Genomic DNA, 19,462 nt, shown 5'->3' on the forward strand with positions numbered 1-19,462 from the left:
AGCTGAAAAAGCGCAAACACGAGGGTGTCCGGGGGTCGCGCGCCCGGACAAAAAATAACCATAGAGACGCGGTCGCCAGCGACCGAATCCCATTCAAATCAGTAATCAGGAGGAGACGGATGAAGAAGATCACCTTGGCAATGCTCGGTCTGTTCGCCCTGGCCGGCCCCTGCGGCTCGGCCCTCGCGGGGGTCGACGAGATGGCCAACAAGTGCAACGCCTGCCACGGCGACGGCGGCAACAGCAGCCACGAGGAGGTGCCCAACATCGCCGGCATGTCGGAGGCCTATATCCACGACACCATGATGGCCTACCAGGCCGGCGACCGACCCGGCAAGAAATACACGCCGGAGGGTGGCGAAGAGAGCGACATGAACACCGTCGCCAAGGCGCTCGGCGAGGACGACATCAACGCGCTCGCCGCCCACTACGCCGCACTCACCTTCCAGCCCCACGCGCAACCGGTCGATGCCGAAATGGCCAAGGCCGGCAAGAAGCACTTCCTCAAGAACTGCAAGAAGTGCCACTCCGAAGGGGGCAGCGTCGCCGACGACGACGCCGGCATCCTCGCCGGCCAGTGGAAGGCCTATCTGCACCACGAGTTCGAGCTGTTCGACAGCGGCGAACGCGAGATGCCGAAGAAGATGGCCAAGCGCTTCGAAAAGCTCAGCGACGAGGAGAAGGCCGAGCTGATCGAGTTCCTGGCCGGCGGCGGCAAGTAGTCCCGACGCCTCCCCGCACCGGGAAACGCAAAGAGGCCGATCCTTGCGGATCGGCCTCTTTGCGTTCCGGAGGGAGGGATACTACCTCAGCCCCCGCAACGCATCGGGACCATCGCCATCCTCTCCCTCCGGCCGAATGGCATCGGAACCCGCTACTTGGCCACCGCGCCGAAGACCTTCTGCAGCAGCTCGCTGGTGCGCGCCGCCGGGTTCTCGCGGATCCGTTTCTCCTCCTCGGCGAGCTTGAGGAACAGCCCGTCGAGGCTGCGCCCGGTGACGTAGGCATCCAGATCCAACTGCTCCTCGCCCAGCATCGACGCCAGCGGACCCGCCTGCTTGACCAGCCCCTTGTAGGCGGCGGTGAGCTGGGCCTGATCGGTGGCGCGGGCAACCACCGGCGCCATCACCTCGCGCAGCTTCTCTCCGCTGGTCCGGCGGAAGTACCGGGTGGCGGCATCGTCCGCGCCATTGAGGATGCCCGCCGCGTCCTCCACCGTGAGATGGGCGATGGCGTCCCCGAAGATCGCTGCGGCCTCCGGCACCGCCTGTTCGGCGGCCCGATTCATGGTCTCGATGAAACGGTCGGCCACCGCCCCCTGGTGGATCTTGCGCAACCCCTTGTCCACCATCCGCAGCGGCTCGGGCATGGCGATGCGCACCGCCGCATCGTCGAGAAAGCCCCCGTCGCGGCCGAGCTGCTCCACCGCGTAGCGGGTACCGGCACTCAGCGCCTCCTTGAGGCCGGCGACGCTCTCCTCCGAGGTGAGCGAGGCGACGCTGACATCGGCCGCCTGCGGCTGGACCACCGGCTCCAGCTTTTTCAGCACATCCTGCCAGCCGGCGACCGCCGGCGCACAGGCGACGGCCACGGCCGCCGCGATCGCGAGTCTCTTGTACATGGGCTCTCTCTCCCGGGTAGGTGACGCGGCCAGGCGCGCAGGATATCCTGGCGCCCATTGTACTTCCCCCGGTTCACGGTGCCTCCCCGATTTGAGCGACCGATGGTCCTTCGCAACGGGGCGCTTATGCTAGAGTTTTCGCCATGACCGCGATCACCTTCGACACCCTCAAATTCGCCCGTCGCCTGAAAGCTGCCGGCGTACCGGAAATGCAGGCCGAGGCCGAGGCTGAAGCCTTGGCAGAGGTCTTTTCCGACGCCCTGGAATCCCAACTGGCGACAAAGGCCGACGTCGCCCGCATCGAGCGGGAGTTGCTGGTTCTCAAGTGGATGATCGGCTTGGTCATCAGCGGCATCGCTGCGCTGATTCTCAAGAGTTTCTTCTGATTCGTCCGACCGACTCTCTCTCCTCCGGAGCTTCCCCTTTCCGCCTCAGCTCCATCACGCCCGAATCCCGGAACCCCGACCGCCCCACGCCAGTCGAATCTCCATGCCTATGAGTACCGACATCGACACCCGCGAGGCGCTGGGCGCCTTCACCCGCGAACACCCGATCGCCGTCACCTGGTTCAGCGGCCCCGACTGCAACGTCTGCCACGCCCTGCGGCCGAAGGTGGAGGCGCTGCTCGCCGAGGAGTTTCCGCGGGTGCCGCTGGCCGCCGTCGACTGCGACCGCGCCCGTGACCTGGCCGCCCAGCTCGGCGTCTTCACCATCCCCACCGCGGTGATCTGGATCGACGGCCGCGAGGCGCAGCGCTTCGCCCGCAACTTCAGCCCCGGTGAACTGCGCGCCGCCCTCGCCCGCCCCTACGCCCTCTGTTTCGAATGACCCGTTTCGAATGACCCGCCAACGCCCCCCCTTCCGTCTCGTCCCGCTGCTGCTGGCGACCACCCTCGGCACCGCCGCCTGCGCCGACGCTCCGCAGCGGATCGGCGAGCAGGGCTTTCTCGACTGCGTCGCCGACCTCAAGCGGGACGCCGCCGAGGCCGGCATCCCGCCGCCGCTGATCGCCCGCGCCTTCAGCGAGGTGAAATACCGCCAGGAGGTGGTCCAGCGCGACCGCGCCCAGGCGGAGTTCGTCGAGGGCTTCGGCGACTACCTGGCCAAGCGCGTCGACGAGCGGCGCATCACCACCGGCAAGGCGATGCTCCAGCGCCACCACAACCTGCTGTGGCGTCTCTACAAGCAGTACGACGTGCCGCCCCAGCTACTGGTTGCCCTGTGGGGGATGGAGACCAATTACGGACGGTTCACCGGCCGCCATGCGGTGATCCCCTCGCTCGCCACCCTGAGCTGCGATCCGCGCCGCTCGGCGTTCTTCCACGACCAGCTGATGGCGGCGCTCAAGGTCGCCGCCGAGGGGCTCGACCCGCTGGCGCTGAAGGGCTCCTGGGCGGGCGCCCTCGGCCACACCCAGTTCATGCCCACCACCTGGCTGAAGCACGCGGTGGACGGCGACGGCGACGGCCGCCGCGACCTGCTGGAGAGCCTCCCCGATGCGCTGGCCTCGGCGGCCAACTACCTCGCCGACCTGGGCTGGAAGGGCGATCAACGGTGGGGCCGCGAAGTCCGCCTGCCGCTCCCCTTCCCCTATCGGCTGACCGGCATCGACCAGCGGATGAGCGTCAACGAATGGAAGGCCCTGGGGGTGACCCGCGCCGACGGCCGGCCGCTGGCCGACTCGCAGCTCCAGGCCTCGCTGCTGCTGCCGGCGGGCTACCGCGGCGCCGCCTTCCTGGTCTACGACAACTTCCACCACCTGCTGGAGTGGAACCGTTCGGCCCACTACGCCCTGGCGGTGAGCCATCTGGCCGACCGGCTGATGGGGCGCGAACCGATTCGCGGGGAGCTCTACCCCGAACGGCGCCTGACCGGCGACGAGGTACGCGAAATCCAGCGCCGGCTCACCGCGCTGGGCTTCGACGCCGGCGCCCCCGACGGCAAGATCGGCGCCCTCACCCGCCAGGCCACCCGCGCCTTCCAACTGCGCAATCTGCTCCCGGCCGACGGTTTTCCCGACGCCGGTCTCCTCGAACAGCTGCGGCTGATGGACAGCGCCGGCTGAGCGCTCGGGCTGCGAGAATGGGGCAAGGCTTGCGCCTCGCTTCCAGCCCCGGAGAGAGTTTATCGGTGGCACTCCCGTTCTGCACGGCGCCCAAGGGGCGCCCCGTAGGCCGTTCCCTCCCCTTCGTGGCTGAAGCTCCCCGAACCCCACATTCAGTTTGATTTCAGCTCCCCCGCCTACGCTCTCCCTCAACCACTGAGAGGAGCGTCGTCATGAACACGGCAGAAGAGATCAAGGTGTGGGACCCGCTGGTCCGCATCTTCCACTGGGGACTGGCGGCGGCCTTTTTCACCGCCTACCTCACCGAGGACGACATCCTCACCCTGCACACCTACGCCGGCTACACCGCCCTCGGGCTGGTCGCCTTCCGCCTGGCGTGGGGCTTCGTCGGGCCGCGCCACGCCCGCTTCAGCGACTTCGTCAAGCGCCCCGCCGAGGTCTTCGCCTACCTCAAGGCGGCGCTCACCCTGCGCGCCGAGCGCCACATCGGCCACAACCCCGCCGGCGGTGCGATGGTGGTGGCGCTGCTGGTGAGCGTCGCGCTCACCGCCGCCAGCGGCATCGCCACCCTCGGCGCCACCGAGTTCACCGGCCCGCTCGCCCCCTACCTGGGCGGCGTCGGCCACGACATCGCCGAAGTGCTGGAGGAGCTCCACGAGTTCTTCGCCAACTTCACCCTGCTGCTGGTGGCCGCCCATCTGGCCGGCGTCGCCCTCGCCTCTTGGGCCCACCGAGAAAACCTGCCGCGCGCCATGGTCACCGGCCGCAAAAAGATCCACCTCGAGGAGTAACCGGAATGTTCGAAATCCAGACATCCAACGCGAAGACGCAGAGGCGCGAAGGGCGCAAAGCGGCGAGTGCTCGATTTTCCTTTACGACCTTTGCGCCTTCGCGCCTGTGCGTTGAACTCTTCCTGGCCAGCGCCCTGGCCGCGGCGAGCGCCCAGGCCGAGCCCGGCTCCGCCAGCGCCGGCGAGGCGATGTGGACCCGGCCGTTCAGCGTCGACGGCGAGAACCGCAGCTGCGCCGACTGCCACACCGCAGACCTCACCGCCGCCGGACGCCACGTGCGCACCCGCAAGACGATCGAGCCGATGGCCCCGTCGGTCAATCCGCAGCGGCTGAGCGATCCGAAAAAGGTGGAGAAGTGGTTCAAGCGCAACTGCCGCTGGACCCTCGGCCGCGAGTGCAACGACCAGGAAAAGGGCGATTTTCTCGCCTACATCCGCAGCCGCTGACCCCTGGCGGCACGACCGCTTCGCCCGATAGAAGGTACATAGAGATGAAACGCAACCTGCTGACCATCGGCGGCCTGCTCGCCGCCACCCTCACCACCGGCCTGCTGATCGCCCCCGCCTTCGGCGAAGGGGGGTACGAACGCGGTGAACGCCACGAACGCGAAGGAGGCCACGAGCGCGAGGAACACGAACGCCGGGAGGGACGTGAGGGGGGCTGGCGCTCGCTCTTCGGCGAGGCCGCCCTCGACGTGGCGCCGGCCGACAACCCCAGCTACCTGAACGAGTGCGGCGCCTGCCACTTCGCCTATCAGCCGGGACTGCTGCCGGCCCGTTCCTGGGAAAAATTGATGGGCAACCTGACCGACCACTTCGGCGACAGCGCCGAACTGGAGCCGGCGGTCAATCAGGCGCTCACCGCCTACCTCGTCGCCAACGCCGCCGACCACTCCGACTACCGCCGCTCGGTCGGGATCAACGGCTCGCTGCGCGCCGATCAGACCCCGCTGCGGATCACCGAGACCCCCTACTTCCAGCGCAAGCACCACGAGGTTCCGCCACGGCTGGTAAAGGAGAACCCCGAGGTCAACAGCTGGAGCAACTGCTCGGCCTGCCACCAAAACGCCGCCCTCGGCTCCTATAATGAGCACGAGGTGCGCATCCCCGGCGCCGGCCGCTGGGACGACTGACGGGAACGACCGACATCAACCCATTCAACGCAAAGGCGCAAAGAGCGCAAAGGAGAATCGATCCCGATGACCCGCTTCGCGTCCTTCGCGCCTGTGCGTCTTTGCGTTGAACTCTTTTTCATCGGCCTGTTCGCAGCGGCCCCGGTATCCGCCGACGACGACCACGACGAGGCGTGGCGGCTGCGCGAGGCGGGGGAGATCCTGCCGCTGGAACAGTTGCTACGGCAGGTCCGGGAACGCTACCCCGGCCGGGTGATCGGCGTCGAGCTGGAGCACGAAAGGGGGCGGCCGGTCTACGAGATCGAGCTGCTGGAGGAACAGGGACGGGTGCGCGAGCTGCTCTTCGACGCCCGCGACGGACACTACCTGGAGCACGAGTGATGCGCCTGCTGCTGGTGGAAGACGACCGACGGCTGGCCGAAAAGCTGGTCGACCGCCTGCGTGCCGCCGGTTTCGCGATCGACCACGCCGACAACGGCGTGGACGGTGAACACCTGGGCACGGAGGAACCCTACGATGCGGTGATCCTCGACCTGGGGCTGCCGCAGCGCTCCGGCCTGGAGGTGCTGCGCCACTGGCGGGCCGCCGACAACCGGGTGCCGGTGCTGATCCTCACCGCCCGCGACGCCTGGCACGAACGGGTCGACGGTTTCCAGGCGGGGGCCGACGACTACCTCGGCAAGCCGTTCCACAGCGAAGAGCTGATCGCCCGCCTCAACGCCCTGATCCGTCGCGCCGGCGGGCTGGCCGGAGGCCCGCTGCGCGCCGTCGGTCTCACCCTCGACGAGGAGAGCATGGAGGTGGAGGACGATGCAGGCACCCGCCACACCCTCACCGGCACGGAGTTCCGCCTGCTCCGCTACCTGATGCTCCACCCCGGCAAGGTGCTCTCGAAGGGGCGGCTCACCGAGCACGTTTACGACTACGACTCCGACAAGGACAGCAACGTCATCGAGGTCTACGTCAACCGGCTGCGCAAGAAGCTCGGTCGCGAGCGCATCCGCACGCGGCGCGGGCAGGGGTATGTGTTCGGCGAGGGCGAAGGAGAGGGGTAGGATGTACCGACGCCGGGAGGTACCCCGCCTCCGGCGAACACGTCGTTCCGATTGTCGTAGGTTGGCGCTACCGCGCCGACGCGAACGGAAGCACCGCTCCGCACCATCACCGCCGATCTTTCCGAGCGGAACGTTCCATTCGGGACGATCGTCTTGACCGCAAGTCCGCTGCCTTCGTTCGCGTCGGCGCGGTAGCGCCGACCTACCACTCACGACCGAGAAACCCGCCTCGTTCAGGCGTAGAGATCGATCCCGCCACCCGCCGCGTTGAAGGAGTAGCCGGTGAACCCCGCGGTGTCACGGTAGACGGCGATGCCGCGGCGCGCCTGACTGGTATAGAGCGCGGTCTGGGTACGGGGGACCAATTGGCCTGCGGAACGGCGACGACCACCACGACCGTCGGCAGCCGCCTCCCCCCGCTCGCCGCTGCGGCGGGCAGTGCGCGTCGACTCCCCGCCCGAACGGGCGTCGTCGACCGGCGACACGGCAGCGCGCAGGCCGGCGGAGAGGGTATTGAGTTCGGGCTGGGCGACGGCGACTTGCATGGTTTTCGTTATGTCAGGCCGGATTCCCTTTGGAGTGTAGCACTCATCCTCACACCTCGCGGCGACCGGCAAAGGCGTGGGCCAGGGTACCGCCATCGACGTACTCCAGCTCGCCCCCCAACGGCACTCCGTGGGCGATGCGGCTGGCGCGGATGCCGCGTGCGCGGGCCATCTCGCCGAGGTAGTGGGCGGTCGCCTCCCCCTCCACCGTGGGGTTGGTGGCGAGGATAAGCTCGCGCACCTCGCCGCCATCGAGGCGCCGCTCCAGCTGATCGAGCCCCAACTCCGCCGGGCCGATGCCGTCGAGCGGCGAGAGGTGGCCCATCAGCACGAAATAGAGTCCACCGTAACCGGCCGACTGTTCGATGGCGAGGACGTCGGCGGGGGTTTCCACCACACAGAGGATCGAGCGGTCGCGGCGCGGGCTGGCGCAGACCGGGCAGCGCTCCGCCTCGGTGAAGGTGCGGCACTCGACACAGCGCCCCACCCGCTCCACCGCCTCCAGCAGCGCCTCGGCCAGCCGCCGCCCGCCGTCGCGCTCCCGCTCGAGGACGTGGTAGGCCATCCGCTGGGCCGACTTCGGTCCCACCCCGGGGAGCACCCGGAACGCCTCGATCAGCCGGCCGATCAGGGGGGAGTGGTTCATACAGATATCCAGGATTGGCCACGGAGCCACGGAGGACACGGAGAAAACACCGGGTTGGCGGACTCCGTGCCCTCCGTGGCTCCGTGGCCAATTTCTAGAAGGGGAACTTCATGCCAGGGGGCATCGGCATGCCGGCCATCATGCCGGACATCTTGTCCTGGCTGGTCTTCTCCACCTTGTGCACCGCATCGTTGATCGCCGCGGCGACCAGGTCCTCGAGCATCTCCTTGTCGTCGGACATCAGGCTGTCGTCGATGGACACCCGGCGCACCTCGTGACGGCCGCTCATGGTCACCTTGACCATGCCACCGCCGGACTCGCCCTCCACCTCCATCTCCGCCAACTGCTCCTGGGCCTTCTGCAGGTCCGCCTGCATCTTCTGCGCCTGCTTCATCAGGTTGCCGATACCGCCTCGCATGGGACTCTCCTAAAACGTTCTGATCAAAAACCGCGAAATCAGATATTGTCCGCAAATGAACGCAAATGAACGCAAATAATCAAGAGATTTTCTTATTTGCGTTTATTTGCGGACAAAATTCTTCTCTTCAGTGAATCGTGTTCGGGTTGGCCGCCGCCGGCTCATCCAGGGGCTGGATGGCGTCGCGCTGCACCCGCGCGCCGAGCACCTCCTGGAACGACTGGACGTTGGGGTCCTCGAGGATCGCCCGCTCCGCCGCCTGTTGGCGTTCGTGACGATGACGCGCATCGCGCTGGGCGGGGGTCTCGCCGCCCTCGCCGCCCCCCGCCTTGCTGCGGAACTGGAGCCGCACCGCGCTGCCGAAGTGGCGCCCCAGCGCCTCGCGCAGCCGCTCCTCGGCACCGGCGATGCGCAGGTGGACGTGCTGCGGGTCGAGCAGCAGGGTCACCGCCTCCCCCTCGCGCCCGCCGAAGACGCAATTCAGCGCCAGTTGCTGGGCCGCGCCACGCAACCCGAGTTGCGCCACCGTCGCCCCCCAGTCGCCCGCCTCGTCGAACGCCACCGCGGGAGGCGGTGGTGGCGCAGCAGGGGGCGTCGGTGCCTCCACCGCCGCCGTAGCCTGCATCGGCCGCGGAGCGGGTGGTGTGGCCGGCCGTTGCCCGCTACTCCTCCGCGGGGACTCCGGCTCCGCCGCCCCCAAGATCTCCCGCGCCGCCGCCCCACCGCCGGCGACCGGCCGCGCCGGGGCCGCCGGACGGGCGGCCCCTCCCCCGCCTCCGCCATGTCCGGCGGAGGCGCCAGCCTCCGCCGGATGGAAGGCGAGCATACGCAGCAGCACCATCTCCAGCCCGCCGCGGGCATCGGGGGCGAGCGGCAGATCGCGGCGGCCGATCAGGCCGATCTGATAGTAGAGCTGCACCTCCTCGGGGGTCATCCGCCCGGCCAGCGCCATCACCCGCTCGCGGTCGCCGAGGGCATCGTCGATGGCGTCCGTCACCTGCTGGCCGAGGGCCACCCGGTGGAGCAGCGAGAGGAGTTCCGCCAGCACGTTGGCGAAATCCGGGGTGTGCTGGGCGAGCTGGTCGACCCGCGACAGCAACCCGGCGGCGTCGCGGGCGGCCAATGCCTCGACCAGCTCGAAGACATGGTCCTGCTCGATCGAACCGAGCATCGCCCGCACCTCGGCATCGCTCACCGTGCCGTTGCCGAAGGCGATCGCCTGATCGAGCAGGCTCAGCGCGTCGCGCATCGAGCCGTCGGCGGCGCGCGCCAGCAGATTGAGCGCCGGCCCCTCGAAGGGGACGCTCTCGGCGCCCAGCAGCTTCTCCAGGTGGCCGGCGATCAGCGGCACCGGCAGCCGCTTGAGGTTGAACTGGAGACAGCGCGAGAGGATGGTCACCGGCAGCTTCTGCGGGTCGGTGGTGGCGAGCAGGAACTTCACATGGGGCGGCGGCTCCTCCAGCGTCTTCAACAGGGCGTTGAAGGAGTGGGTGGAGAGCATGTGCACCTCGTCGATGAGGTAGACCTTGTAGCGCCCGCGGGTGGGGGCGTACTGCACGTTGTCCATCAGCTCGCGGGTGTCTTCCACCTTGGTGCGCGAGGCGGCATCCACCTCGATCAGATCGATGAAGCGCCCCTCGTCGATCTCGCGGCAGGCCGAACACTCGCCGCAGGGCTGGGAACTCACCCCGGTCTCACAGTTGAGCGATTTGGCGAAGATCCGCGCCACCGTGGTCTTGCCCACTCCGCGGGTGCCGGTAAAGAGAAAGGCGTGGTGCAGCCGGTCGTTGTCCAGGGCGTTGATCAGCGCACGCAGCACATGCTCCTGCCCGACCATCTCGGGAAAATTGCGGGGACGCCACTTGCGCGCCAGGACCTGGTAGCTCATGGGAACTCTTCTTCGGCGGTAGCGAAAACGGGGCCGATTACTTTACCGAAGAAGGGGAGAAAACGCACCGTGGGCGACGCGATGTCGGTCAATCGAGATCGGCGTGCCCGGGAGGGCGGATTAGCGGCAGCGTAATCCGCCGGGAACGAAGGCACCTTCGCCGGAACCACCCCGATCCAACGGATTACGCAGTCGCCAATCCGCCCCACGTTCGGCGAATCCCTCTACGACCTGAGAAGTACGTCTGGAGGAAGAAGCCGGCCGCGAGGCCTCGCGTACGCGGCACCTCACGGCAGAACTTCGGAATTGGGCGGCGGTCATCGCCAGCCACACCCCGGCGCCCGAGTCCACTGCTGCGGCTGCTCCCTTCCGGGCCTGACCGGGTTCACAGTTTATCGTCGCGGGGGGACCGGCGGGACCGCCATTGAGCGGTTGCCGTCCGTCGCATCCGACGGCCTGAACAGGGCGCGAATGGTACCCCGACGGAGAAAAAATTTCAGGCTTTTTTCCCAAATCCCAAACGATGGGGTTGCAAATCCGTGTCGTCTCCGTACTATCCACCCTCTATGAATCGCACGGCCCACACCCGCCCCGGAAAATCCGCGCACTCCACCGTGCGTTCGGCGGTGTTCGGCTATTGGCGCTCCTATTGGTTCGGTTACTACTTTACCGAGCAGGGCGCGCCGGGCGATTGAGAGAATCGCACCGGGCGGCGCCTCAACCAGGGCCGCCCACCGAAAAAAACCCGGTCAGGCGACCCGCGCCGAACCGGGTTTTTTGTTGTCCGGGATCAAGGGCTCGCGAAGGAACAACTTCCTGTTTTGGAACGCCGATCCGCTCCGCCCGGCGGTGTTCCAAAACAGGAAGCCGTTCTCTCGCGAGCTCTTAAGGAGACGTTGTCATGAGCGAACCGACCGCCACCCTCCACGCCGAGCAGGCCCCGCCACCGCTCGCCATTGCCGCCGACGGCCCGAGCCTGCAGCCGCTCCCCACCCCGGCGGAGCTGCGCCGCCGATTCCCGCTGAGCGCCGCGGCGCGCCAGTCGGTGAACACCGCGCGGGTCACCCTCAAGCGGATCCTCTCCCGTGAAGACCCGCGGCTCTTCGTGGTCACCGGCCCCTGTTCGGTCCACGACGTGGAGGCGACCCGGGAGTACGCCGAGCGCCTTGCCGCCCTGACCCCGAAGATCCACGACGCGGTGGTACCGGTGATGCGGGTCTACTGCGAAAAGCCGCGTACCACGGTCGGCTGGAAGGGTTTTTTGACCGATCCTCACCTCGACGGCAGCAATGATCTGGCCGCCGGCCTGGCGCTGAGCCGCAAGCTGATGACGGAGGTGGCCGAACTGGGCCTGCCGGTGGCCACCGAGCTGCTCCACCCGCTGGCCGCCCCCTACCTCCACGACCTGATCGGATGGGTCGCCATCGGCGCCCGCACCACCGAGTCCCAGACCCACCGCGAGATGGCCAGTGGCTTGCCCACCGTGGTCGGTTTCAAGAACGGCACCGACGGCCACCTGGAGGTGGCGCTCAACGCGATGCTCTCGGCCGCCGCTCCCCACGCCTTCCCCGGCATCGACGACGACGGCCGCCCCGCCCTGCTGGAGAGCGCCGGCAACCCCCACCTCCACATCGTGCTGCGCGGCGGGCGCAGCGGCCCCAACTACTCCGCCGAACACGTCGCCGCCTGCGAGGCGGGACTGCACGCCGCGGGGCTTCCCGCGGCGATCATGGTCGACGCCAGCCACGCCAACTCCGGCAAGGACCACCGCAACCAGCCCAAGGTGATCGACGCGGTGGCCCGCCAGATCGAAGCGGGCAACCGCTCGATCGTCGGATTGATGGTCGAGAGCTTCCTCCACGAGGGGCGCCAGTCGCTCGGCGGGGATCACGGAACGCTTGCCTACGGCGTCTCGGTAACCGATGCCTGCATCGGCTGGGAGGAGACCGAAACGGCGTTGACCGACCTGGCCGGGCGGCTGAGAGGAGGGAGCTGAAGACGAAAATCCACCCCTCCAGGCAACTCAACAGCGGTCGCAAAAGCATGGATAATCCCTCATTTACCCGATTTTGATCCTTTTCCGCAGGGGCGCACGCCCCGTCTCATGAGGAGACCGGCATGATTCAGTTGGAAGAACAGACCGAAAACCTGATGAAGGGGTATTTCATCCCGCCGAAACCGGAACTGTTGAGCGATCTCCATGCCGCGGCCAGCCGCGCCGAACCCGACCCGGGCGAGGTGGCCGAGATCGTCGCCCGCGACGTGGGGCTCTCGGCGGCGGTGCTGAAGACCATCAATTCACCGCTCTTCGGCATGCGCCGGACCATCTCCGACATCCGCCAGGCGGCGCTGCTGCTGGGGATCGCCGAACTGCTGGTCTAATCCGTATACTTCCCCGTCACGCCACCGTACGGAGCCTACGCCGCCATGCCCACGCCACAATCCGCGATCCTCCCCGAAGGGGGCCCCAACGGGCTCTTCCTGATCCTCCACCTGAAGCACGAGGCGGGCGCCGACGACGCCCTGCGCACCCTCGCCAGCGGCTTCGAGGCGCGCCTGGCCCAGACCGCCGCGGTCGACCCCGCCGCCGGGCTGGTGGCCACCCTCGCCTTCGGCGCCGAGTGCTGGCGCCGCCTCTCCGCCACCGCCCCCCGCGGACTGCGCCCCTTCGTCGCCGTCGGCAGCGGCGCCCTCAAGGCGCCGGCCACCGGCGGCGACCTGCTGCTCCACCTCACCGGCGCGCGGGTCGACCTGCTCTACCGCTTCGCCCGCGGCGTGGTCGAGGCGCTGCGGCCGTGGATCGAACGGGCCGAGGAGACCCGCGGCTTCCGCTACTTGGACTGCCGCGACCTCACCGACTTCATCGACGGCACCGAGAACCCCGAAGGGGAGGAGCGGGAGGAGGCGGCGCTGATCGGCGAGGAGGACGCGGAATTCGCCGGCGGCAGCTACATGATCACCCAGCGCTACGTCCACAAGCTGGCCCAGTGGGGGCGGCTCAGCGACACCGAGCAGGAGGGGGTGATCGGCCGCACCAAGCCCGACAGCGTGGAGCTGGACGACGAGGTCAAGCCGCCGACCGCCCACATCAGCCGGGTGGTGATCGAGGAGCACGGAGAAGAGCTGGAGATCCTGCGTCACAGCATGCCCTACGGTGAGGCAAGCGGCGAGGCGGGGCTCTTCTTCATCGCCTACAGCCGCGACCGGGCGACCTTCGACAAGATGCTCGGACGGATGTTCGGCACCACCGCCGACGGCCTCCACGACCGGCTGATGGAGTTCACCACCCCGGTGAGCGGCGGGTATTTCTTCGCACCGTCGAAGGAGGTCCTGGCGAGGTTGTAGACGGATCGTAGGAGCGGCCCACAGGCCGTGATGGCACCCGCCCCATCCACCCCCGCCAGCTACGGGAAGGGGGGTGCTTCGCATCATCGCGGCCTCCGGGCCGCCCTACCAGCGCATCAGAGTTGGGTTACGACGCAGGGCGTCGCAACCTGAAAAAATCAGCGGCAAAAAAAAACCCGCCGATCGGCGGGTGAAAAGTTCCGGGTAGTCTAGTTGTTCGCTGTTCGGTCGAGTCCTCGTTCAGGCGGTCAGCCGGTGGGTGGTTTCCCGTTCGACCAGCTCCATCGTCTCCCCCTTGGCGGCGGCGCCCAGCTCGCGGTCGTCAAACCACTCGACGATGTTCTGCGCCTCCACCTTGCCCAGTGCCTGGAGCGCCTCTTCCCGAGTTTCGAACTCGAGGATGACATGAATCGTCATGAGTACCCTTCCTAATTGATCACGCTACAGGCATATAGGATATTTGCTTACATTATAGTAAGCAATCCCCAAAAGGCATCATTCCGCCGCGAGACGCGGCCGACGACTCCCCCCATCCGCGGGAATCTCCAGGACGAACGTACTCCCCGCGCCACGCCGGCTCTCCCCCCGGACCACCCCCTCCATCCGCGCCACCAAACGTCGGCAGAGCAGAAACCGGCCGGCGTCCTCGCCGACATCCCCCCGTCCACACAGCAACGCGTTCATCCGCTCCGGCGCCATGCCGCCACCGCTGTCGCGCACATAGAAGCGGAGCCAACCGCTACGCACACCGAGTGAGACCCCCACCACCACCTCACCCCGTGCGGTGCGCTGCACGCCGTTGACGGCCAGGCAGGTGAGGCTCCACAACAGCAGGGTCCGGTCCACCACCATCCAGCGTCCCACCCCCGGCGAGATTTCGACGCCGTAGCTGACCCCCTTGCCCTTGGCCCAGCGTGCGAGCAGCTCCGAGGCCTCGTGCATCACCTCGTACACCGACTCGGCCACTGGCAAAAAACCGCGCCCTTCCAGCGCCTCGGCCGGCGGCACTGAATGGGACTCCACCGCCGACAGCAGACACTCCAGATCCACACCGGACAACACCTCCCGACTCTCCATCCGCCTGTCCTCCCCGCTGTGGCCATCACGGCCGACCGTTTGAATCGACCGCCCAATGGCACCACAGCAAGCGGCGTGCCCCCAATAAAACCTCCGTAAAATAAAAGGAATTTATTGATTAAAAACGGCCGCTCCACGTAGTCCGGAAGAGCGCCCGTGCTCCACCCTCCCTACCGGCTTACGCAGTTCTACGGGTCGCCCCTCGGGATCGTGCAACCACCACCGCAAACCCCATGAACGCCCCCGACCCGTCGCCCCGGTCCCCCTTGTAGGAGCGGCCCCAAGGCCGCGATCCCTACGGAGTGAGGCACCTCGATTTGGCAAGTGGCAGGAACGGACATGACGCCCGACTTCCGCATCCTGCCCACGCCAGGCATTTGCGTCCCCTCAGGCAATCGCGGCCTTGGGGCCGCTCCTACATTCGAGGAGTGTCGCAACCGCCAACTCAGGCACAGGCACAGGCAAAAAAAAGGCCCCCTGGAGATGGGGGCCGAAACCGGAGCGCCCCGACAGACGGACAGAGACCGGGGCGAGCCGCAAACTCCCTCCGCGCCGGGGCGCCGGTGCGGAGGGCGAGGGTCGGAATCAGAAAAGGAGGTTGAGCATGGTCAGGGAGACGGTCAGGAAGAGCACCGTCATGATCCCGCCGGCGCGCATGAAATCGGGCACCCGGTAGCCCGCCGGCCCCATGATCAGGGCGTTCACCTGATGGGTGGGGATGAGGAAGGAGTTGGAGGTGGCGATCGCCACGGTCAGCGCGAAGACCGCCGGGTCGGCGCCTGCACCGATGGCGATGTTCACCGCCAGCGGCACCAGCAGCACGGTGGCGCCGACGTTGGACATCACCAGGGTGAAGAAGGTGGCGAGCACCGCGATCGCCGCCTGGATCACCCAGGTGGGGTGATGGCCGAGCACCGAGAGGGTCTGCTCGGCGATCCACTTGGCCGTCCCCGACTCCTCCACCGCCATCCCCAGCGGGATCAGCGAGGCGAGCAGGAAGACCGTCTTCCAGCTCACCGCCTGGTAGGCCTCGTCGATGGTCAGCACCTTGGTGAGGATCATCCCCATCGCCCCGGTGAGCAGCGCCACCGACAGGCGCAGGTCGGTGAACAGCACCATCGCCAGCGTGATGAAGAAGAACAGCAGCGCCATCGGCACCTTGTTGGGGCGCAACTCCTCGTGGGGGAACTCGGTGGTGACCACCACGAAGTTGCGGTGGTCTTTCTGCACCCGCGCCAGATCCGCCCAGGTGGTGTGCACCACCAGGGTATCGCCGGCCCGGAACGGGGTACGGCGCACCCCGCCGGTGGAGCAATTGATCACCTCGTTGCCGCGGTGCACCGCCAGCAGCGACAGGCCGTACTGCTTGCGCAGCGCCAGATCACGGGCGGTCTTGCCGATGTGCTGGGAGCTGGGCGGGATGACCACCTCGGCGATCCCCGCCTTGGCCGGCGAGAGGGCCTCGGAGAAGACCTCCAGCTCGGGGCGCAGGGCCAGCCCGTTCTCCGCGACAAAACGCTCGATCGCCTCCTCGGAGGCGAGCACGCCGAGCACGATCCCCGCCTCGACCCCCACCGCGCGATCCACCCCGTCGGCACCGAAGCGCAGGCCGTCGCCCTTCTCCACCGCGATCACCCGCACCCGCCACCGCGCCTCCAGCTCGTCGACGCTGATCCCCACCAGCGGCGCGCCGGCGGGCACCCGCACCTCGAACAGCGAGGTGTTTTTCACCCCGTAGGTGTCGGCGAAGTAGGCCATCGCCGACTGGCCCGACGAGGAGTCCGCCTTGGCCACCACCGCCGGCAGGATGAAACGGCCGGCGAGCACGAAATAGGCGATGCCGGTGGTGACCAGCGCCAGCCCGATGGGGGTCACCGAAAAGAGGCTGAAGGTCTCCATCCGATGCATGTCGGGCAGCGTCTGGTTGGAGGTGAGGATCAGATCATTGAGCAGGATCAGCGGACTGGAGCCGACCATGGTCAGGGTACCACCGAGGATCGCGCAGAAGCCCATCGGCATCAGCAGCCGAGACATCGGCAAACCGGTGCGCGCCGAGATGCGGCTCACCACCGGCAGGAACAGGGCGGCGGCGCCGACGTTCTGCATGAAGCTGGAAATGACGCCGACCGTGGTGGAGATCAGCGGAATGATCCGCCGCTCGGTGGAGCCGCCGATGCGCAGGATGAAGCCGGCCACCTGACTCATGATCCCGGTCCTGTCGAGCCCGGCGCCGATGATCATCACCGCGATGATCGAGATCACCGCATTGGAGGCGAAGCCGTTGAACAGGTGGGTGGTGGGCACCAATCCGTCCTCCAACCCCATCAGCGGGGCCGCCAGCGAGGTCAACCCCAACAGCACCATCACCGTCACCGCCGCCACGTCCACCCCCATCACCTCGAAGGCGAAGAGGTAGATGGTCAACAACAGCATGGCACTCACCCAGGCGATCTCCACGGTGGGAACCACCGAGGCGATGTAGAGGGCGGCGAGGAAGAAGAGGACGGCAGCAACGGACTGCTTGATCAACTGCGGCGAGAGTGTCATGGCGGACACGGGCTCCTTAACTGGGCAAAGAAATAAAATCCAGATCAAGATTTGATAAAGATTTTATTTAATACCATGAACGCCGGTTGGTTGAAAGATCCTCCCGCGCAGATTCCCCCTCCTCTCCACCCCACGACGGAAAATCGCTACCCTAGAGGCCCTCATCAACCCCGGACCCGACCCGTGCGCCTGCCGACCCTCCTGCTGCTCCCCCTGATCCTGATCTGCGTCCCGCGGATCGCCACCGCCGACGCCACCGCAGTGACGCTGGAGGACGGCACCGAGGTGCCGATCACCCGCTACCCCGGCGCCGACGGCGACCGAGTGCTGTGGATCCCCGCCGAATACGGCCTCCGCCCGGCCCACCCGCAGCTGGCCGCCGCCCTGGCCGACGAGGGCCCCGAGGTGTGGCTGGCCGACCTCCACGGCGCCTGGTTCCTGGCACCGGGCCGCACCGCCTACGACTCGATTCCAGTGGGGGCGGTGGCCGAACTGATCGAGCGCAGCCGGCCCGAGGGCGGCCGTCTCTACCTGCTCAGCGCCGGCCGCGGCGCGGCGCTCGTGCTACGCGCCGCCCACCGCTGGCGCCTCGACCACCCGCACGCCCCGCCCCTGGGCGGCGTGCTCGCCCTCCACCCCAACCTGCTGGCCGCCACCCCCGAGCCCGGCAAGCCGGCCCGCTACCTGCCCATCGCCGACGCCACCAACCTGCCCATCGTCATCTTCCAGCCGGCGGACTCGGCCAAGCGCTGGCACCTGACCGAGCTGGTCGAGCACCTCGGCGGCGGCGGCGCCACCGTCTACAGCCGGCTGATCGCCAACGTCTCCGACGGCTACCAGTCCCGCGAGGAACCCTACCCGCGGGAGCTGGAGGCGCGCCGCCGGTTGCCGCGGCAGATCCGCGGCGCCCTCACCCTGCTCGACCGTCACAACCGCGAGCCGCGCACCGCCCTCCCGCTCGCCGAAGCGCGCGACGCAGGCGAGCCGAGCCGTTCGCCTTCGGCCGGCCTCCAGCCCTACCCCGACGCCCCACCCGCGCCGCCGCTGGCCCTCGGCGACCTGGAGGGGGCGCCCGCGCGACTCGCCGACTACCGCGGTCAGGTGGTACTGCTCAACTTCTGGGCCACCTGGTGCCCCCCCTGCGTCAAGGAGATCCCCTCCCTCGGCCGCCTCGCCCTGGAGATGAGCGGAGAACCGTTCGCCGTGATCGGGGTCGACATGGGAGAGAGCCGGGAGACGGTGGAGGATTTCCTGCTCAAGGTCCCCGCCGACTACCGGGTGCTGCTCGACCCCGATGGCGCGGCGGTGGACCCGTGGAAGCTGCGCGCCTTCCCCACCACCTTCCTCATCGATCGCGAGGGGCGGATCCGCTACGCCTACTTCGGCGGCCTCGAGTGGGATGGCCCCGAGGTGGTGGAGACCGTAAGAAAACTGTTGAAATAGGGCGCGACTTCTTCCCTAATGGGGAGACCCTGGGGACGCGGGAAGAATGAATTGCCCCAAAATCGCGCCGGATCGCGGTTCGTTATCTAAGGGTCGCTCCCGGCTTCCTGCCTCCCGCGACACTTGTGCGTCCCTGCACGTCGCGCGGCAAGGGGCGCATAGCCCGGCGATGTAACCCTTGCCGCAACGCCGAAGACGGGCCGCGAGACCAGCGAGTTTGGAATAATTCGTTCTTTCCGCGTCCCCTTTGCCCTGCATCAATGCCGTCCAAGGACGGGAACGGGACAATGACCCCGCCATGAAACGCGACCCCGACCTCACCCGCATCAGCTGGGACCACCACGCCGCCCTCACCGTCGCCGACCGCATCCTCAACGGCCTGGAGAACGGCGTCGACCCGGCGGTGATCGCCGACTACGCCCTCCACACCTGGCAGAACTGGCTGCACGGCCACAACCGGATGGAGGAGGAACTGCTGGAGCGGCGGATCGCCCCCACCCCGCTCGACCCGCGGATGGTTCGCCGGCTGCGCGAGGAGCATGAGGAGATGGAACAGCTGGCCGCCAAGCTGTGGGAACGCAGCGAGCGCCTGCCGGTCCATCTGAACAACTTTGCCGGCACCGTGCGCAACCACATCCGCTTCGAGGAGCAGGAGCTGCTCCCCGCCCTGGAGCGCACCCACCCCGCCACCCCGGTGGAAGCCACCCCCATCGATCCGGACGGCCTGCACGAGATGCTGGCGATGGAGTGGCATCCGGCGTTCTGGGATTGATATCCCATCCCTCCGAAAACGGGTGTCCCCCCCCCGTAGGATGGGCAAAGCGCAGCGTGCCCATCAAAACGGAACTGCGCAGAGCCGCCCCACCCCTTGTTGCCCACCACCGCCGCC

Annotated in this window: 22 protein-coding genes and 1 other RNA gene; 14 read left to right on the forward strand and 9 right to left on the reverse strand. The window is 67.8% G+C overall.

All coding sequences use genetic code 11. The features are described from left to right. Positions 1 to 119: 119 nt before the first annotated feature. Positions 120 to 722 (forward strand): c-type cytochrome, encoded by a 603-nt coding sequence (locus ACYQ2W_RS20360; protein WP_459871423.1) that lies wholly within the window; start codon positions 120 to 122, stop codon positions 720 to 722. Positions 723 to 874: 152 nt separating this feature from the next. Here ACYQ2W_RS20360 and ACYQ2W_RS20365 read toward each other — a convergent pair whose 3' ends face one another. Then, entirely contained in the window at positions 875 to 1,621 is a 747-nt protein-coding gene (locus ACYQ2W_RS20365) for a DUF4197 domain-containing protein (protein WP_459871426.1), read from the reverse strand. A 143-nt stretch (positions 1,622 to 1,764) separates the two neighbouring features. Between ACYQ2W_RS20365 and ACYQ2W_RS20370 the strand changes: the two genes are divergently transcribed. The 8 genes from ACYQ2W_RS20370 to ACYQ2W_RS20405 all read left to right on the forward strand — a co-directional run bounded on the left by ACYQ2W_RS20370 (position 1,765) and on the right by ACYQ2W_RS20405 (position 6,664). Continuing rightward, positions 1,765 to 2,007, forward strand: coding sequence for a DUF1640 domain-containing protein (locus ACYQ2W_RS20370; protein ID WP_459871429.1), 243 nt, complete (start codon positions 1,765 to 1,767; stop codon positions 2,005 to 2,007). A 103-nt stretch (positions 2,008 to 2,110) separates the two neighbouring features. Next, positions 2,111 to 2,449: a thioredoxin family protein gene (locus tag ACYQ2W_RS20375; protein WP_459871432.1), complete on the forward strand. Its 339-nt coding sequence runs from the start codon at positions 2,111 to 2,113 to the stop codon at positions 2,447 to 2,449. A 10-nt stretch (positions 2,450 to 2,459) separates the two neighbouring features. Beyond that, the gene (locus ACYQ2W_RS20380) at positions 2,460 to 3,686 is read left to right on the forward strand and encodes a lytic murein transglycosylase (RefSeq protein WP_459871434.1); all 1,227 of its coding nucleotides are present in this window, start codon (positions 2,460 to 2,462) and stop codon (positions 3,684 to 3,686) included. A gap of 212 nt (positions 3,687 to 3,898) precedes the next feature. Further along, positions 3,899 to 4,477, forward strand: a complete 579-nt coding sequence (locus ACYQ2W_RS20385; protein WP_459871437.1) for a cytochrome b/b6 domain-containing protein — start codon at positions 3,899 to 3,901, stop codon at positions 4,475 to 4,477. A gap of 5 nt (positions 4,478 to 4,482) precedes the next feature. Further along, the gene (locus tag ACYQ2W_RS20390) at positions 4,483 to 4,923 is read left to right on the forward strand and encodes a DUF1924 domain-containing protein (RefSeq protein ID WP_459871440.1); all 441 of its coding nucleotides are present in this window, start codon (positions 4,483 to 4,485) and stop codon (positions 4,921 to 4,923) included. A 44-nt stretch (positions 4,924 to 4,967) separates the two neighbouring features. Next, positions 4,968 to 5,609 (forward strand): diheme cytochrome c, encoded by a 642-nt coding sequence (locus tag ACYQ2W_RS20395; protein WP_459871443.1) that lies wholly within the window; start codon positions 4,968 to 4,970, stop codon positions 5,607 to 5,609. A gap of 66 nt (positions 5,610 to 5,675) precedes the next feature. Beyond that, positions 5,676 to 5,990, forward strand: a complete 315-nt coding sequence (locus ACYQ2W_RS20400; protein ID WP_459871446.1) for a PepSY domain-containing protein — start codon at positions 5,676 to 5,678, stop codon at positions 5,988 to 5,990. Continuing rightward, the gene (locus ACYQ2W_RS20405) at positions 5,990 to 6,664 is read left to right on the forward strand and encodes a response regulator transcription factor (RefSeq protein WP_459871449.1); all 675 of its coding nucleotides are present in this window, start codon (positions 5,990 to 5,992) and stop codon (positions 6,662 to 6,664) included. Before ACYQ2W_RS20400 ends, ACYQ2W_RS20405 begins: the two co-directional genes overlap by 1 nt. Before the next feature lie 233 nt (positions 6,665 to 6,897). Here ACYQ2W_RS20405 and ACYQ2W_RS20410 read toward each other — a convergent pair whose 3' ends face one another. The 5 genes from ACYQ2W_RS20410 to ffs all read right to left on the reverse strand — a co-directional run bounded on the left by ACYQ2W_RS20410 (position 6,898) and on the right by ffs (position 10,576). After that, complete coding sequence (locus ACYQ2W_RS20410; protein WP_459871452.1) at positions 6,898 to 7,209, reverse strand: hypothetical protein; 312 nt, start codon at positions 7,207 to 7,209, stop codon at positions 6,898 to 6,900. Between the two features lie 49 nt (positions 7,210 to 7,258). Continuing rightward, a complete protein-coding gene (gene recR, locus ACYQ2W_RS20415) occupies positions 7,259 to 7,855 on the reverse strand; it encodes a recombination mediator RecR (RefSeq protein WP_459871455.1) in 597 nt (198 codons plus the stop codon). Positions 7,856 to 7,949: 94 nt separating this feature from the next. Further along, entirely contained in the window at positions 7,950 to 8,273 is a 324-nt protein-coding gene (locus ACYQ2W_RS20420; protein ID WP_459871458.1) for a YbaB/EbfC family nucleoid-associated protein, read from the reverse strand. A 127-nt stretch (positions 8,274 to 8,400) separates the two neighbouring features. Further along, entirely contained in the window at positions 8,401 to 10,161 is a 1,761-nt protein-coding gene (gene dnaX / locus ACYQ2W_RS20425) for a DNA polymerase III subunit gamma/tau (protein ID WP_459871461.1), read from the reverse strand. 318 nt (positions 10,162 to 10,479) lie between these two features. Beyond that, positions 10,480 to 10,576, reverse strand: an RNA gene (gene ffs, locus ACYQ2W_RS20430) — signal recognition particle sRNA small type. A 486-nt stretch (positions 10,577 to 11,062) separates the two neighbouring features. Between ffs and ACYQ2W_RS20435 the strand changes: the two genes are divergently transcribed. From ACYQ2W_RS20435 to ACYQ2W_RS20445, 3 genes are all read left to right on the forward strand, one after another. Then, positions 11,063 to 12,157 (forward strand): 3-deoxy-7-phosphoheptulonate synthase, encoded by a 1,095-nt coding sequence (locus ACYQ2W_RS20435; RefSeq protein ID WP_459871463.1) that lies wholly within the window; start codon positions 11,063 to 11,065, stop codon positions 12,155 to 12,157. A gap of 122 nt (positions 12,158 to 12,279) precedes the next feature. Next, entirely contained in the window at positions 12,280 to 12,543 is a 264-nt protein-coding gene (locus ACYQ2W_RS20440) for an HDOD domain-containing protein (RefSeq protein ID WP_459871466.1), read from the forward strand. Positions 12,544 to 12,588: 45 nt separating this feature from the next. Further along, entirely contained in the window at positions 12,589 to 13,506 is a 918-nt protein-coding gene (locus ACYQ2W_RS20445) for a Dyp-type peroxidase (RefSeq protein WP_459871467.1), read from the forward strand. Positions 13,507 to 13,746: 240 nt separating this feature from the next. Here the strand turns inward: ACYQ2W_RS20445 and ACYQ2W_RS20450 are convergent, their stop codons facing one another. The 3 genes from ACYQ2W_RS20450 to ACYQ2W_RS20460 form a co-directional block, all read right to left on the reverse strand. Continuing rightward, the gene (locus tag ACYQ2W_RS20450; protein WP_459871469.1) at positions 13,747 to 13,923 is read right to left on the reverse strand and encodes a hypothetical protein; all 177 of its coding nucleotides are present in this window, start codon (positions 13,921 to 13,923) and stop codon (positions 13,747 to 13,749) included. Positions 13,924 to 14,001: 78 nt separating this feature from the next. Continuing rightward, positions 14,002 to 14,583, reverse strand: a complete 582-nt coding sequence (locus ACYQ2W_RS20455) for a sensor histidine kinase (protein ID WP_459871472.1) — start codon at positions 14,581 to 14,583, stop codon at positions 14,002 to 14,004. Between the two features lie 585 nt (positions 14,584 to 15,168). Next, positions 15,169 to 17,130, reverse strand: coding sequence for an SLC13 family permease (locus tag ACYQ2W_RS20460; RefSeq protein ID WP_459871481.1), 1,962 nt, complete (start codon positions 17,128 to 17,130; stop codon positions 15,169 to 15,171). A gap of 183 nt (positions 17,131 to 17,313) precedes the next feature. On the opposite strand from ACYQ2W_RS20460, the gene ACYQ2W_RS20465 reads away from it, so the two are divergent. Together ACYQ2W_RS20465 and ACYQ2W_RS20470 are read left to right on the forward strand one after the other, a co-directional pair. Continuing rightward, entirely contained in the window at positions 17,314 to 18,573 is a 1,260-nt protein-coding gene (locus tag ACYQ2W_RS20465; RefSeq protein ID WP_459871475.1) for a TlpA family protein disulfide reductase, read from the forward strand. Positions 18,574 to 18,871: 298 nt separating this feature from the next. Continuing rightward, the gene (locus ACYQ2W_RS20470; protein ID WP_459871478.1) at positions 18,872 to 19,345 is read left to right on the forward strand and encodes a hemerythrin domain-containing protein; all 474 of its coding nucleotides are present in this window, start codon (positions 18,872 to 18,874) and stop codon (positions 19,343 to 19,345) included. The last annotated feature ends 117 nt before the right edge of the window (positions 19,346 to 19,462 follow it).

Source organism: Endothiovibrio diazotrophicus, assembly GCF_054657215.1.

Bases quoted from the DNA above. Each gene is read 5' to 3' on its own strand.
- ACYQ2W_RS20395 (WP_459871443.1), top strand. From the start codon at position 4,968: ATGAAACGCAACCTGCTGACCATCGGCGGCCTGCTCGCCGCCACCCTC.
- ACYQ2W_RS20405 (WP_459871449.1), top strand. From the start codon at position 5,990: ATGCGCCTGCTGCTGGTGGAAGACGACCGACGGCTGGCCGAAAAGCTG.
- ACYQ2W_RS20370 (WP_459871429.1), top strand. From the start codon at position 1,765: ATGACCGCGATCACCTTCGACACCCTCAAATTCGCCCGTCGCCTGAAA.
- ACYQ2W_RS20455 (WP_459871472.1), bottom strand. From the start codon at position 14,583: ATGGAGAGTCGGGAGGTGTTGTCCGGTGTGGATCTGGAGTGTCTGCTG.
- ACYQ2W_RS20385 (WP_459871437.1), top strand. From the start codon at position 3,899: ATGAACACGGCAGAAGAGATCAAGGTGTGGGACCCGCTGGTCCGCATC.
- ACYQ2W_RS20450 (WP_459871469.1), bottom strand. From the start codon at position 13,923: ATGACGATTCATGTCATCCTCGAGTTCGAAACTCGGGAAGAGGCGCTC.
- ACYQ2W_RS20375 (WP_459871432.1), top strand. From the start codon at position 2,111: ATGCCTATGAGTACCGACATCGACACCCGCGAGGCGCTGGGCGCCTTC.
- ACYQ2W_RS20435 (WP_459871463.1), top strand. From the start codon at position 11,063: ATGAGCGAACCGACCGCCACCCTCCACGCCGAGCAGGCCCCGCCACCG.
- ACYQ2W_RS20445 (WP_459871467.1), top strand. From the start codon at position 12,589: ATGCCCACGCCACAATCCGCGATCCTCCCCGAAGGGGGCCCCAACGGG.
- ACYQ2W_RS20400 (WP_459871446.1), top strand. From the start codon at position 5,676: ATGACCCGCTTCGCGTCCTTCGCGCCTGTGCGTCTTTGCGTTGAACTC.
- ACYQ2W_RS20390 (WP_459871440.1), top strand. From the start codon at position 4,483: ATGTTCGAAATCCAGACATCCAACGCGAAGACGCAGAGGCGCGAAGGG.
- recR (WP_459871455.1), bottom strand. From the start codon at position 7,855: ATGAACCACTCCCCCCTGATCGGCCGGCTGATCGAGGCGTTCCGGGTG.
- ACYQ2W_RS20440 (WP_459871466.1), top strand. From the start codon at position 12,280: ATGATTCAGTTGGAAGAACAGACCGAAAACCTGATGAAGGGGTATTTC.
- ACYQ2W_RS20360 (WP_459871423.1), top strand. From the start codon at position 120: ATGAAGAAGATCACCTTGGCAATGCTCGGTCTGTTCGCCCTGGCCGGC.
- ACYQ2W_RS20410 (WP_459871452.1), bottom strand. From the start codon at position 7,209: ATGCAAGTCGCCGTCGCCCAGCCCGAACTCAATACCCTCTCCGCCGGC.
- ACYQ2W_RS20460 (WP_459871481.1), bottom strand. From the start codon at position 17,130: ATGACACTCTCGCCGCAGTTGATCAAGCAGTCCGTTGCTGCCGTCCTC.
- ACYQ2W_RS20380 (WP_459871434.1), top strand. From the start codon at position 2,460: ATGACCCGCCAACGCCCCCCCTTCCGTCTCGTCCCGCTGCTGCTGGCG.
- dnaX (WP_459871461.1), bottom strand. From the start codon at position 10,161: ATGAGCTACCAGGTCCTGGCGCGCAAGTGGCGTCCCCGCAATTTTCCC.
- ACYQ2W_RS20365 (WP_459871426.1), bottom strand. From the start codon at position 1,621: ATGTACAAGAGACTCGCGATCGCGGCGGCCGTGGCCGTCGCCTGTGCG.
- ACYQ2W_RS20470 (WP_459871478.1), top strand. From the start codon at position 18,872: ATGAAACGCGACCCCGACCTCACCCGCATCAGCTGGGACCACCACGCC.
- ACYQ2W_RS20420 (WP_459871458.1), bottom strand. From the start codon at position 8,273: ATGCGAGGCGGTATCGGCAACCTGATGAAGCAGGCGCAGAAGATGCAG.